Source organism: Reticulibacter mediterranei, assembly GCF_016587455.1.
In genome coordinates, this window is the sequence record NZ_BNJK01000002.1 from 2,326,250 (window position 1) to 2,338,614 (window position 12,365).

Consider the following 12,365-nt stretch of genomic DNA (forward strand, 5'->3'; position numbering starts at 1 on the left):
TTGATGAGACATCTCTCGCGTGAACAACACTCCTGATAGTTCTGCCGTTGCGCAGTTCACGGCACGGGCAGTGATGCATGCACAGCAAATCATGCAGGAGCAGACGCTCGGAAACAGGGGGCGTAACGAGAGAGTGCCCAGTATCAAATGGTGAGACGCGAAAGAATTTCTGCACATCGAAGTACTCCCTGGGGGTTCTGGCTCAACTGGTTATTGGCCATCATACTCCACGCGTTGCGCACACATTGTGCCAATCCCCATCCGCGTATGCGCGCTCGTTCCATTCCCAGTTCCTCACTCAGTTGGGCGACGCGCCGGGCAAGCATCTGCTCCAGATTGGGAACGAGAAGGATGCGAGGCAGAGGGTTAAAGAACGAGGCACCCACCTCATAGCCGGGATCACCAACCACCCCCTTAGGATCAATAGCCAACCATGTATCCTGCGCCTGTAAGATATTATAGTGTTGGAGATCGCCGTGCAGCAGCATGGACTCCTGAGCCGAGGCGCTTAATGTCGCGAAGAGATCCATCGCTTCATCGACCAGCCGGGGCGGAAACGGACCATAGCCGCCAGCATAGTGTGCGCGAAGCTGCCTCAAGTCTTGCCCCAATTGCGCAACCGTCGGAAAGCTGTGCTCTTTGGGTGCCGGTCGCCAGAGTTGGCGCATGATGGCGGCCAGAATGGATGTGGCTTGCGCATCCTGTTCTGGCACCAGTGACTCAAGCATGGTTCCCGGTTGCAAACGCTCCAGCAGCATCACCTTTTTTTTCTCATCACACTCCAGCAGGCGAGCGATACCTCGCCCATTGAAGATGCGTAATGCGGCCAGCGCATGCTCAAATTCATCGGAAAACTCGGATGTCTTCAGGATGACTGGCGTGCCATCCGCACGGATAGCTGGTGCCACATAGTGAAACGAGAGATTCTCAAACGGAGGCAAGAGCGTGAGTTGCCAGCGCTCGGCGCATTCCTCCAAGAAAGAGGGGAGGCGTTGAAACCAGGCATTGGCCGCCTCTGTGCCGTAGACCTCGCGCATAAAGTGGAGAAAATCTTCAGGCAGGTGAAACATCAAAAGGACTCCTTTCGCACACACATGTAATTGAGATGATGAAGATCTAAAGAGTATCTCAAGAGACGGCGCCATGCGAAGAAGTGGTGGAATATATCCAAAAAAAGAGAAAAAAGGGAGAGAGTTTGCCTCTGCTCTTACTCCTCGCAGTGCGCCGCATGCGGCGCGAATACACCCGCAGGATGAGCAAGGATGTTGAGGATGCATGTCAGCTGGGGGGGATGTGGACGTTTCATCATGACTTCATTGATATCCTTGCTGCTTACTTTTTGAAAAGATGTGTCAATCTTATCACATGACGCTTCTGTCTGTCAAGCGCCGTTTCTTCAGTCCCAGGGCTTTCCAGTTCTCCGCTCAAAGGGGTGCAGGGTCTCCCTGCCGGGGTCTGGGGTGTCCCCAGTTTCCTTCCCTCCTTCGCGCGCCGCCGCAGGCGGCGCGCAAAAGAGAAGAAAAAAGGTTTTTTGCGGGGACACCCCGCACCCCGGCAAAGGGCTGCCGCCCTCTGCACTCCCGCTAGATGGGAGAATTGGAAAGCCCTGTCTTCAGTCCACAGGGCATCTCACAATCGACCGCAGCCTGTTGAAAAAGTCCTTGCTGGGTTTATGAGAATACTTGAGCTTGCCTATCACCTTATTGAAAGAACAAACAAGCGATAAGATAGATGAAGAGTAGATATAGCAAAAGAAAGGTGATGAGGTTGACAAAAGGTAGGTGGATGGAGTGCAATGAGCAGGAGGAACAACCATCATGATGAGTTTGGACAAAAGTAGCGGCCAAGGCAAGAAGGAAGCTCTATGCAATGTCTGAAACGCCCTCCTAAATAGGGGTGGAGTTAAGGTTGCTGTCATCAGTTGCAAAGTAGAAGCTGAAGGGAGTCAAGTGCCGACTTCTGCATCAGTCTTCTCTCTCATCGTTCCCCATTCTCTCTCCCTCGCCAGGGGGAGGGTCAAGTCCCTTCTCCCAGTTTGGGAGCAAAAAGAGGACGAGGACCGATAGACCGGCCATCATTATCCAGCGAAACAAACTGATACAAAACAGGAGGCTAAGAGCGCCACAGATCAAGGCAAAAAGGGGACTCTGCTGGCTAGAAAGGCTGAAGAGTCCAACAGCTGCTCCTATTGCCAGCAGGCCATAGATGAGAAGCCAGGGCCATACCATAGCTACGAACGCTTGTCGTGCTGCCTCGCCCACGATGTCCTGCCTCTGGGGGGTCTTTTTTCGACCCAGACTGCGACCAAACAGCCATTCCACAAAGGCGAGTACATCATAGAGAAGCATGCCGAAGACCCCGCCCAGGAGAGCAAACCAGCCACTGTGGTTGAAGATGGCAAGAATCAGGACAGTACTTATGCCGGGCACCAATCCCCGCAGAAAACCTAGAACCAACTTGAGCGGCTTGCGTTCAGCAGGGAGCGCTGAGGATTCTGGAAACTCAGCGCCGTGTTCTTCTCTTCGCATGTTCTAAAGCTCCTTCTTTTGAGTGGGTCGACAGGCCTTATTTCATCTGGCGAACAAGCTGCCTTCTTTCTGCTATTTATGAACAGGCGATGAATACTATTTGATAGGTATGGCTTCCTTCCTATTTGGTATCTGGCTGCTGATGAAGAGATAAGCCTCTTCGAGGGTAGGTTCAACAGAGGTAGCATTTGGATGTGGGCGGGCCGAGGAGACCAGCCGCAGCGTTATCTCTCTGCCACGCCTGAGAACTGTACTGATGTGATAGCGATTGCGTAGGCGCTCGAAGTCGTCGGCATCCAGAGTCAGGCTCCAGACGCACTCCTGAGCATCGCCCAGAAGCGCATCCGTGCTTCCAAACCAGAGGAGTTGCCCCTGCTGGAGCAGCGCGATTTCGGTCGCCATCACTTCGACATCAGTAATAATGTGTGTCGAGAGGATAATGAGCCGCTCTCCATCCAAAGAGGTGATGATTTCACGAAATCGAACACGCTCAGCAGGATCGAGGCCAGCGGTGGGTTCGTCAAGGATGAGCAGGTGTGGATCATTGAGCAAGGCCTGGGCGATGCCAATTCTGCGAATCATGCCCCCAGAGTAGGTGCGCAATCGCTCATTGGCAGAGGAGGTCAGATTCATCTGCTCCAGGACAGTGCTGATGCGGCGTTTGAGGTGTAGGCCGCGCAGTCCCTTTAGTTCGCCGATATAGGTCAGGAATTCGCGAGCGGTGAGCTGCGGATAGATGCCGAAATCCTGAGGGAGATACCCAAGCTCGCGGCGCAAGAGTTCGGGCCGCTTGAGGATGTCTTGCCCATTCCAGTAAATTGTTCCGTTACCAGGAGTGAGCAGTGTTGCCAGCATGCGCAGCAGCGTGGTTTTGCCAGCTCCGTTGGGTCCAACCAGACCCAGCACACCGCTGTCGAGGCGCAATGAGATGTCTTTGAGAGCCCAGCGCTTTTTTTCATAGCGCTTACTGATTTGATCTATGAGCAATGTTGACATGGATGGTGTCCTTATTTTTTGTATTGCTAGAGGCCAGGATGAACAGTAATATCGGCGGGCTGCCAGAGGCTATTAGCATCCCTTTTTCCTTTGAGTTGGCCTGGGATCTGATCACCGACATATGTAAACAACGGATGCCCCTGGTAAAACACGATTGGATACTCTTTTGCAACGGCACCTAAACTCAGTCACCACAATGACCGAAGAGAAAGAACTACCCGGGGTCTGGATGGGGTTGCTTACGCTGCTTGCGCCAGGAGCAGCCACCGGGGTGACATGAGGGGCCTGCGGCGAGGGCGAGACTCCGCATCCAGCGAGCATTCCGCACAGCAGCGTAAGAAAAACAATCAAGGGAGCGTACCTGGGGTGCATATGGTTTCAACCTCCTTCTCAGTTGTTGGTTTGTCGCTTTTATAGTCTGCCCTGACGTTGAAATTTGAGGATGAATGTAGTGCCGATGAAGAGCAGAATGCTCAAGGCAAGGAAGAGACCGCGATTGAGTAAAAAGGTAGTGGTCATATGCTCTGGGATGACCGTGCTTTGATACAGATGCGTGAGTTCTTTCCAGTCCGCAGGAGTGAAGTGCAGAACTCCATCGTTGCTCAGCTTCTCGATATAGAGCCTTTTCGCGGCATCCAATCTGAGCAGACTGTTCGATGGCGCTTGCGGCGAGGCCGGCAGAATCAGGAGAGAGGGCGTTGGAAGATTGAACACATCAGAGATCCGATCTACAAGAGCGAGAGGCGCTATCCAGATCAGCAGAACAAGAACGAAAATGAAGGCTCGCTTTCCACGCAACAGAGAGATTCCGAACAGCATCAGAACACAGACAAAGATCAGTGGCACCGGCACCAACATGAGCCAAATGAGTGTAACCACCCCTGGCCCCAATGGCGGCGAGAAGTATGGTGTCCCGATGGTTCTTAGAGAGGCTCCAAGCAGCGCAAGCAGAGCAACTGCTGCATACGAGAGAATGGTGAGCAATTGGGCCAGATATTTGCCGAGAACAAAGCTAGTTGTAGGTACAGCAGTGCTCATGATGATTCCGTCCATGCGCAATTGGTGGTCTCGCTGAATCTGATTTCCTGTCATAAATGCCAACATGAGTGTCAAAAAGCCAAAGCTCAAACAGAGAATCTCCCAGAGAAAGGGATTTGCCAAGTTTACGAGCGGCGCGATGTTCCAACCGAAGAGAGCCATGATCACTGCAATTGCCCACCCCAGCCATCCACGCCAGTACAGGAGCAATTCAAAGTAAAAGACGGTCCAAACCCTTTTCATGATGATTTTCCTCCCATCAGAAATCTCCTGGATGCCACAGAAGGAACCAAACCTTACCTATGCTGGAGAAGATGACGCTGCCAGTTTGATCCGCGCAAAAACCACAAGAGGAGCAAACCCAGGCCAAGCAGCGCACTCAGCCAGGAGAGCGTGAATTGTGTACTATTATGGTTGACGAGGGAGACGTGCCCATTCTCCATGAGTTGAGACACAAGTGATGTAACGATAAGGTAGAGCCAGGGGCCTCCTCCTATCAAGAAGGCAGGCAGCGTTCCCCAGCGCAGAGCAACGGGCAGCGAGAGACTGACGAGCAGCAGCAGTGGACCAAGCCAAGTGCTCAGCAGAGCTACGAAGGGAACCCAATTGGTCAGAGCGAGAGCCAGCGTTGTGATCAGTCCAAGCAAGATGTTCAAGAAGACGATGGCCAGCACTAATGCAGCGGTCGTTTCGACGATATTCATCGGACAACTCGCCTCGATTTCGTGGACGCGCAATGAAAGCTTCTGTACAGCACGGATAACACTCAGGATGGCAGTGAGAGGTAAAAGGACGATGAGCAGGTTGGCAAGAACCTCTCCACCGAAAACAGGTAAAAGAAGGAAGGTTGCAACCAAGAGCAGTGTGCTGCTCACCCAGAAGCTGGGGCCGAGCAACAGCATTTGCCAGCGCGAAACACGTAAGATTTGGAGAGACGATGACCTCCAGGACATGTTTGCATGTTCTGCCGCGCTTTCTTCGTGCAAGAGGCGTTCCATGAGACGTTGTGCTGCTCCGGCATCTGGGCGCGGCACTGGTTGCATGGCATAGAGGTGTGCGATGGGTTGGAGTTCGGCTGGGAGAGCGTCAATCTCCTGCTGTCTGATCTCAGAAGTCAGGCTCGTATCATCTGGTTGATGCATAAAGTTATCCATGTGTTTGATCTCCTTGCCTGTTCATGCTATGAAGTGGCGGTTGCTGTTCAAGTCGTTGACGCAGTTGGCGCAGAGCCTGGAAGGTGCGACTTTTGACCGTTCCCTCAGGAATGTTGAGCAGTTTGGCAACCTCTTTGACACTGAATTGCTGACCATAGCGCAGACTGAGGATTTCACGCTGCTCAAAACTCAAATGGGCGAGGGCTTCTCGCAGTTCGTGATGCTGTTCCCAGCGTTCCAACCAGATTGCCGGATCAGATTCATCGGCTTCCGTTTCGGGAAGGGGAGTTCCCAGGTCGATATGGCGACGGTAGGCGCTCGTGTGATAATTGAGTGCCAGGCGCCTGGCGATGGTATAGAACCAGGGACGAAATGGCCGTGGATACCGATAAGATCCAGCATCGCGTACCAGGCAGACAAAGGTTTCCTGGGCGATATCTTCGGCGCTTTGCACGTCTTGCATCAGACGATAAAGATGGGCCAGCAGTGGAGTGTAGTAACGCTGGACAAGTACTTCCAGGGCAGCGGCGCTGCCGTGCTGCCATTCGCGAAATAAGTCTTCATCGGATATCATAATCCGGGTCCTTCCTGCCGAGTGGTGAATGATTGAGGAGAACGTGCCTCGCCTCAAAACATCCTCTACTGTTTATACAAGATAGCGAGGAATTGGTTCACATTCCGGGCTATCCCATCTCTACTTGCGCCTGACTAGTACACGAAGACACAAGTCCTTCTGTGGTTTAGATCGTCAACGCTTTACCTTGCGAGGTCCACTTGAAGGGCTTGGCCGTTTGGTTGTAATAGTCGATGAAAGCCAGCACCTTGGCCTCCAAGTCTTCAACAGAAGTGAAAGAACCACGCTTGAGGACCTTGCGCATCAGGATCGACAGCCAGATCTCAATCTGATTGAGCCATGAACTATGGTTAGGGGTATAATGGAACACCACACGATGGGAGGGATCACTCAAAAAGGCGGCTCGACGGGGCATCAAGGCCAGAATACCATACTCGCCCTTCTTGCCCAGATCTTGTTCAATGCCGGAGATCTGGGCCACCCAACGTACCAGTGCTTCAGACTGATGGATGTTGAGGTTATCGCAGACAACATGCCAGCGCATGACCTCTGGATCAGTCGCGACCACAGCTTGCACATGCGCCAGAAAATCCTCCTCAGTGCGCGTGGGGCCGCAAAAGGGGGCCAGAAGCTTTCCTGTGACGACATCGCGGCTCAAAATGAAGCACCGCGTTCCATGTCGCTTGTACTCGAATTCGCGTCGCTGCACATAACCAGACTCCAGAGACAGACCGGGATGTTTGCGTTCGATGGCTTGAACGCCGGTCAACTCATCGGTACTCACGGTACATTCGCCCTGCTTCGCCCATGCAGGAGCCTCATGATACACGCGACAAATAGCCCTGATCGTTTCTTCGCGATGAGGATCAGCAGGTGGAGTGAGCCAATAGCGGATCAGATGGGGCTGGACATCCCCTTTTTTAAAAGGCGTGAGGCGTGTCGTGGCGAAATATACTTGATGATCCCACGCTGCATCACTTCTTCGGCGATCTCGCGTCCGGTCCAGTGGGTAATGGGACGCTCTTTGGGCTGTTCACAAGCAAAAGCTATCAGTTGACAGAATTGCTCAGTCGTAATCTGAGGCGGTCGCCCCGGCCTGGGAGTATCACTGAGCCGCTCACTCACCGAGAAGTCATCCAATGAAAGCTTCTGCCAGCCGAGCCAACGCATGCGCCAACTGCGCACTGTGTCCACGCAGGCTCCCAGTTCTCTGGCGATCTGCGCATTGCTTTTCCCTTCTGCCGCCAACAAGATCATGCGTCCTCGCTGCGCGATCTGCTGGGGCATACTGTGCTTGCGCACAAGCGCTTCTAACGCTTCCCGTTCTCTCTCGCTTAATGCTAAGACGGCTGGTTTGGGGCCTCGCATCCTGCTGTCCTCCTTGACTTTGTTGGCCCTATTCTACCACAGAAGGACTTGTGTCTTCATGTACTAGTACAGCTCGGCTCAAGTCCCTTGCGGGAAAGGGGCCGAAGTGTGGTAAACTGGGATCAACGAACAAAAAGGGGAAAACAAACGGATGCGAGGTCCCAAAGCAGCCAAGCTCACCTTGAGTGAGCGAGAAAAAGACGAGTTGGAGCGATTGGCGCGAGGGCACAACATCCCCCAGCACCACGCACTGCGAGGAAGAATGATCCTGCTCGCGTCGGCGGGCAAAAGCAATGCCGAAATCGCTCGTGATTTGCACACCTGTGACGATACCGTACGCCTGTGGCGCAGGCGCTGGATCAGCTCGCAAGCAACCAGCTTGGGTGATCTGAGTGTGAAGGAACGTCTGGAGGAACATCCGCGTTCTGGTCGTCCGCCACGCATCACCGCAGAACAAACTTGCCAATTGGTTGCCATTGCCTGTACCCCACCATCCGACCACCCCACCAGCCACTGGACGCCTCGTGAATTGGCTGACGAAGTGATGGCACGAGGCATCATCGACCAGATTTCTCCCAGGCATGCTTCCAGGCTGCTCAAAAGGAGGCTCTCTAACCGCATCTGATCCGCTATTGGCTTACTGCGCCAGCTAATCCGCAGAAAGAAGCAATCATCAGAAGCATCTGTAAGGTGTATTACGACGCACCATCTCTAGCCAAACAAGGAGAACGTCCTGTGAGTACCGATGAGTTAACTGGGGTTCAAGCCCTGGAACGCAAACATCTGGGTCTGCCTCTGGTGCCTGATCATGTGCAGCGGCGTGAATTCGAGTACAAGCGACATTGCACGCTCAGCTTCATTCTGAGCCGTGATGTGGTCACGGGCAAGCTGCTGGCTCCTTTTTGCGGCCCCACACGCACCGAGGAAGATTTTCTCGCGCATGTGCAAGCCGTCGTCGCCACTGATCAAGAGGTCACCCGTTGGCATGTGGTCTGTGATAACCTCAACATCCATCAATCCGAAGCCCTGGTGCGCTGGGTGGCTGAGCTGGAAGGAATTGCGCAGGAACACCTGGGCAAGAAATGCGAATATGGCATTCTGGCTTTAATGGCGCGCCGGGCCGCCTTTCTGAGTGATCCCAGCCATAAAGTCGTCTTCCATTATACCCCTAATCTCTCCCCATGATGCCTTCCCCCTTCAGAACATACCCATTCATCGAGACCGCCTTTGCTCGAAGGTTCCAGGCCATGTTGCGTTCCGCCTGGCACAACCGTTCCTGGCATGTCATTGTGGCCGATCCGGGCGCGGGCAAAACGACGAGCATCCGCGACCTGCAAAAAAGAGCTGGCGGACGAGCCATTCTCGCGGTAGTGACTCCCAAAAACAATGACGATGAACAGGCATTGGGCGATCAGTTTTTGGCAGCGCTCGGCGTGCTGATCCGAGGACATCGGAGCACTCGCAAGCCAAAACTCATGGGACACTTGCATCAATCAGGGACAGAGTGCCTCGTGGTGGATGATGCCCATGATCTTTCCATGCCTCACCTGATGTTGCTCAAGGAAGTGACAGACCAGGGGCGCTTGCAGTACGATCATCCTCTCGGGCTATGTCTGGTGGAGGCTTCACGTGGGAACATGATCCCACTCAAGGAAATTTTAGATCAATCGGAGCCGACCTGGCTGCAATGGCGTCGCCGACTCGATCAGCTGCGGCCCTTCTGCTGGGTTGCAGGTCACACCAGCGAAGAAATCCGCGAGGTGCTCGCGACTCTGGAAATGGTGTTCCAGCCACTGTTGTCGCAACTGAACCTTCGTCGGTGGACCAGCTCGATCTATGACTGGCTCACGCAATCAGCTTTCGACCCAACCGGCTCAGGCCGTGTCACGATGGATCACCTGATGAAGCTCGTGCTGGTCGCGCTGCAATGGTCCTATGAAGCCAAGGCCACTGATGTGCAAGAGAAGTGGCTGGAGCAGGCCGCAGAACTGCTTGTGCTGCGCCATGACACGTTTGAGATCATTGACGGAAAAGGACCAGAGGCCCAAACAGAGCAGGCAGAGGTTCCGGAGAAAAAGGAGGCGTCCGAGATACCAGCCGTACCGGTTTCTTCCTCAGAGGAGGAGCAAGAGCTTGCATCTTCGGTTCCCACAGAACAGGCAATGCAGATACCATCCCGAAAAAAAGAAGAAGCGCAGCCCGCTGCGTTGGGGAACTGCACCTTCTCAGGGATTGTTCCCATTCCCAGAGAGCGTTTTCTAGAGAGTGGCGTCTCGCGGGTTGCGTGTCCCGGCTGCGGGAGAGCATGGACTCTTTCGCCAGGTGGTGGAGTCCTGCGCTTCAAATCGCACAAGAAACGGAAAACGAACACTCCCAATACCGGGCTGCGATGGGCCAGGGGGGAAGGAGAAACTGACTGGAATGTGGTCGGAGGGTAAGGAGATCAGGAGTTTTTTCTTTTGTCCGGTGAGTGTCCTTGTTTTATCCTTCCTTTATACTCAACTGTTTAAACTTGCATTTTGTGCTAGAAAAGGAAATAGTGGATGGATCGTCCAAAAGAAGTCAAATCACTCTGGAGAAATCAGGATTACTTGTTATTGTGGATGGGACAAAGCATCTCCTCGCTGGGAACGGGGATATCGCAGGTCGCCTTTCCTCTCCTTCTCTTCGTTCTCACCAACAATCCGGTGATGGCTGGACTCGCCGTTTCCGTTGGGCAACTTCCCTCTCTTCTCTTCATGCTACCTGCTGGAGCGCTCGTGGATCGTTGGGATCGTAAGCGAGTCATGATTGTGTGTACAGCAGGGCTGGCTTTGTGTTTGACGAGCGTTGCACTTGTCGTTCTGAGCAGGCTTCCCACACTCATTCAACTCACATCGTTGTGTGTGTGCTCTTTCCTCATTGGAACCTTCAGTGTGTTCTACGGTCTGGCCGAACTCGGCGCACTCACTCAGGTGGTTCCTCAATCCCAACTTCCTCAAGCGCTTGCTCAGAATGAAGTGGTCTTCAGTATGACCTCCCTGGCGGCTCCACTTGGAACACTCTTGTTGAGTATCAGTCGCCTCTTGCCTTTCCTAACCGATGCCATCTCGTATGTGGTGTTACTGGTCTCGCTTTTTTTCATTCGGACTTCGTTTCAAGAAGAGCGAGGAGAAAGGAAGATCCATCTTTTCAAGGACATTCACGAGGGTCTACTTTGGGTCTGGCAGCAACCGATTGTTCGATTCCATCTCGTACTCGACGGCTACCTTGAACTGTTTGTAAGTAGCAACATCTTGTTGGTAGCGGTTATCGCTCGCAATGAGCGGATTCCACTGAGCTTTGTTGGGATTATTCTGGCCGCTGCAGGAGTTGGCAACCTTCTGGGGGCAGCTTGCAGCCCCATGTTCCAACGTCGTGTACCCGTAGGATGGCTGCTAATCGGCACATTGCTGTTGTTTGTCCTGCTTTGGCCCCTCTATGGCGTGGTGAGGAACCCGTGGGTGTTAGGAAGCGTGATCGCCAGCCTTGCTCTCCTTGACTCAGTCGCCTACCTTCAAACCGTGAGTTATCGTCTGGCGGTCGTCCCTGACCTGTTGCAAGGACGAGTGAGTAGTATTGCTCGCCTGGTCCTCTTGGGATCCTCCACATTTGGTCCAGTAGGAGTTGGGATCTGTCTACAACGCTTCGGGGTTCTGTTGACGACGAGCATCTTATGGGTTGGCTTCATCCTCTTTGCATTGCTTGCACTTTTCAATCCTCAGCTTCGTCAAGCATCGTTACCAACGGAGTAATCAAACAAACCAAACTGGCGGAGATCGACGATGTATCAAAGGAGTGTAGATCTCGCCGTTATTTACACTTTTCTCTGCTGGTATCCCAGACGTGAAGCGGTTTGCCCAAATCAATGGGTATTAGTGCTCACTTAGGAGGGCATTTACCACCTGATGGAGCATACGGGGCACTACCACAAGCTTTTAGAGCAATATCTGCAAGATCTCGATGTGGCAGTGTATATTGTCCATGTGCATAAGCGCGCGACGGGCATGCTCAAAACCGATAAGCGGGACACTTTAAACCTGGCAAACACTCTTTACAGCCAGTTAGAGCTGGGAGTCCAGGTTGCCAACAAATTGCTTCTAGTCCGACGAGCACTTCCTCCTAGCCGTGTTAGAAGCGGAAATCTGTCAGATCGTCGAGCAGTCACGAGGAGGACAGATTCTCATCTCTATTCCAGGACTTGGTCCGCTCGCTGCTGCGACGGTGATCGCCGTTATCGGCACCATTGCCAATTTTGAGTCGGCTGCTGCTTTTAAATCCTATCTAGGATGGGCACCGAAGCGAGCGCAATCAGGAACTTCCTTTGATCGAAGCAGTCTTGCCACCACAGGCGTTCGCCCAACCAAACAGATTCTCTATCTCGTCGTGTGTGGAGCTCTTCGGAAAAAGGACTGTGAGTGGGCTCGTCTCTATGAGCACCTGCTTCCACGGATGTGCTCCTATACCGTACATGTTTTCGGGTGGTCATTGCGTTAACAGCAGGCTCTTGTCCACCATTGTCTTTCGACTCCGGGTAAACTGTTGACCTAAGAACATTGCTCCGGTTCTTCCTGGTTGCACCAGGGATACTCTCTCATGCGGCACGGCGTACACTCGTGTCCCCGTAGGCAATCCCGAAGTTCACTCAACTCGTGTCAAGACTGGTCTGTGTCCTTGTCCATTATTCTC

14 protein-coding genes are annotated in these 12,365 nt (G+C 53.2%); 6 read left to right on the forward strand and 8 right to left on the reverse strand.

Translation table 11 applies throughout. From position 1 onward, the window contains the following. Positions 1-143 precede the first annotated feature (143 nt). The 3 genes from K3T83_RS48890 to K3T83_RS48900 form a co-directional block, all read right to left on the reverse strand. A complete protein-coding gene (locus tag K3T83_RS48890) occupies positions 144-1,070 on the reverse strand; it encodes an aminoglycoside phosphotransferase family protein (protein WP_220210419.1) in 927 nt (308 codons plus the stop codon). An 894-nt stretch (positions 1,071-1,964) separates the two neighbouring features. Next, positions 1,965-2,528: a hypothetical protein gene (locus K3T83_RS48895; protein ID WP_220210420.1), complete on the reverse strand. Its 564-nt coding sequence runs from the start codon at positions 2,526-2,528 to the stop codon at positions 1,965-1,967. A gap of 96 nt (positions 2,529-2,624) precedes the next feature. Beyond that, positions 2,625-3,524, reverse strand: coding sequence for an ABC transporter ATP-binding protein (locus tag K3T83_RS48900; RefSeq protein ID WP_220210421.1), 900 nt, complete (start codon positions 3,522-3,524; stop codon positions 2,625-2,627). Between the two features lie 38 nt (positions 3,525-3,562). Here K3T83_RS48900 and K3T83_RS48905 point away from each other — a divergent pair, with 38 nt between their 5' ends. Then, entirely contained in the window at positions 3,563-3,706 is a 144-nt protein-coding gene (locus tag K3T83_RS48905; RefSeq protein WP_220210422.1) for a hypothetical protein, read from the forward strand. 229 nt (positions 3,707-3,935) lie between these two features. Here K3T83_RS48905 and K3T83_RS48910 read toward each other — a convergent pair whose 3' ends face one another. The 5 genes from K3T83_RS48910 to K3T83_RS56755 all read right to left on the reverse strand — a co-directional run bounded on the left by K3T83_RS48910 (position 3,936) and on the right by K3T83_RS56755 (position 7,658). Further along, the gene (locus K3T83_RS48910) at positions 3,936-4,805 is read right to left on the reverse strand and encodes an ABC transporter permease (protein ID WP_220210423.1); all 870 of its coding nucleotides are present in this window, start codon (positions 4,803-4,805) and stop codon (positions 3,936-3,938) included. A 53-nt stretch (positions 4,806-4,858) separates the two neighbouring features. Beyond that, positions 4,859-5,716, reverse strand: coding sequence for a hypothetical protein (locus K3T83_RS48915; RefSeq protein WP_220210424.1), 858 nt, complete (start codon positions 5,714-5,716; stop codon positions 4,859-4,861). Beyond that, positions 5,709-6,290: an RNA polymerase sigma factor gene (locus tag K3T83_RS48920; RefSeq protein ID WP_220210425.1), complete on the reverse strand. Its 582-nt coding sequence runs from the start codon at positions 6,288-6,290 to the stop codon at positions 5,709-5,711. Before K3T83_RS48920 ends, K3T83_RS48915 begins: the two co-directional genes overlap by 8 nt. 166 nt (positions 6,291-6,456) lie before the next feature. After that, a complete protein-coding gene (locus K3T83_RS56750) occupies positions 6,457-7,074 on the reverse strand; it encodes a transposase (RefSeq protein ID WP_236065069.1) in 618 nt (205 codons plus the stop codon). A 110-nt stretch (positions 7,075-7,184) separates the two neighbouring features. Then, a complete protein-coding gene (locus K3T83_RS56755; protein WP_236065070.1) occupies positions 7,185-7,658 on the reverse strand; it encodes a helix-turn-helix domain-containing protein in 474 nt (157 codons plus the stop codon). Positions 7,659-7,809: 151 nt separating this feature from the next. On the opposite strand from K3T83_RS56755, the gene K3T83_RS48930 reads away from it, so the two are divergent. The 5 genes from K3T83_RS48930 (at position 7,810) to K3T83_RS48950 (ending at position 12,173) form a co-directional block, all read left to right on the forward strand. After that, positions 7,810-8,283 (forward strand): helix-turn-helix domain-containing protein, encoded by a 474-nt coding sequence (locus K3T83_RS48930; protein ID WP_220210426.1) that lies wholly within the window; start codon positions 7,810-7,812, stop codon positions 8,281-8,283. 110 nt (positions 8,284-8,393) lie between these two features. After that, positions 8,394-8,843, forward strand: coding sequence for a transposase (locus K3T83_RS48935; protein WP_236065241.1), 450 nt, complete (start codon positions 8,394-8,396; stop codon positions 8,841-8,843). Positions 8,844-8,905: 62 nt separating this feature from the next. After that, positions 8,906-10,096, forward strand: a complete 1,191-nt coding sequence (locus tag K3T83_RS48940) for an ATP-binding protein (protein ID WP_236065242.1) — start codon at positions 8,906-8,908, stop codon at positions 10,094-10,096. 105 nt (positions 10,097-10,201) lie between these two features. Next, positions 10,202-11,431 (forward strand): MFS transporter, encoded by a 1,230-nt coding sequence (locus K3T83_RS48945; RefSeq protein ID WP_220210427.1) that lies wholly within the window; start codon positions 10,202-10,204, stop codon positions 11,429-11,431. Positions 11,432-11,804: 373 nt separating this feature from the next. Further along, entirely contained in the window at positions 11,805-12,173 is a 369-nt protein-coding gene (locus K3T83_RS48950; protein ID WP_220210428.1) for a transposase, read from the forward strand. The last annotated feature ends 192 nt before the right edge of the window (positions 12,174-12,365 follow it).

What these genes read in the sequence shown, in the direction of transcription:
- K3T83_RS48930 (WP_220210426.1), top strand. Translation starts at nt 7,810, where the DNA reads ATGCGAGGTCCCAAAGCAGCCAAGCTCACCTTGAGTGAGCGAGAAAAA.
- K3T83_RS48940 (WP_236065242.1), top strand. Translation starts at nt 8,906, where the DNA reads ATGTTGCGTTCCGCCTGGCACAACCGTTCCTGGCATGTCATTGTGGCC.
- K3T83_RS48895 (WP_220210420.1), bottom strand. Translation starts at nt 2,528, where the DNA reads ATGCGAAGAGAAGAACACGGCGCTGAGTTTCCAGAATCCTCAGCGCTC.
- K3T83_RS56755 (WP_236065070.1), bottom strand. Translation starts at nt 7,658, where the DNA reads ATGCGAGGCCCCAAACCAGCCGTCTTAGCATTAAGCGAGAGAGAACGG.
- K3T83_RS48920 (WP_220210425.1), bottom strand. Translation starts at nt 6,290, where the DNA reads ATGATATCCGATGAAGACTTATTTCGCGAATGGCAGCACGGCAGCGCC.
- K3T83_RS48910 (WP_220210423.1), bottom strand. Translation starts at nt 4,805, where the DNA reads ATGAAAAGGGTTTGGACCGTCTTTTACTTTGAATTGCTCCTGTACTGG.
- K3T83_RS48945 (WP_220210427.1), top strand. Translation starts at nt 10,202, where the DNA reads ATGGATCGTCCAAAAGAAGTCAAATCACTCTGGAGAAATCAGGATTAC.
- K3T83_RS48915 (WP_220210424.1), bottom strand. Translation starts at nt 5,716, where the DNA reads ATGGATAACTTTATGCATCAACCAGATGATACGAGCCTGACTTCTGAG.
- K3T83_RS48905 (WP_220210422.1), top strand. Translation starts at nt 3,563, where the DNA reads ATGAACAGTAATATCGGCGGGCTGCCAGAGGCTATTAGCATCCCTTTT.
- K3T83_RS48900 (WP_220210421.1), bottom strand. Translation starts at nt 3,524, where the DNA reads ATGTCAACATTGCTCATAGATCAAATCAGTAAGCGCTATGAAAAAAAG.
- K3T83_RS48890 (WP_220210419.1), bottom strand. Translation starts at nt 1,070, where the DNA reads ATGTTTCACCTGCCTGAAGATTTTCTCCACTTTATGCGCGAGGTCTAC.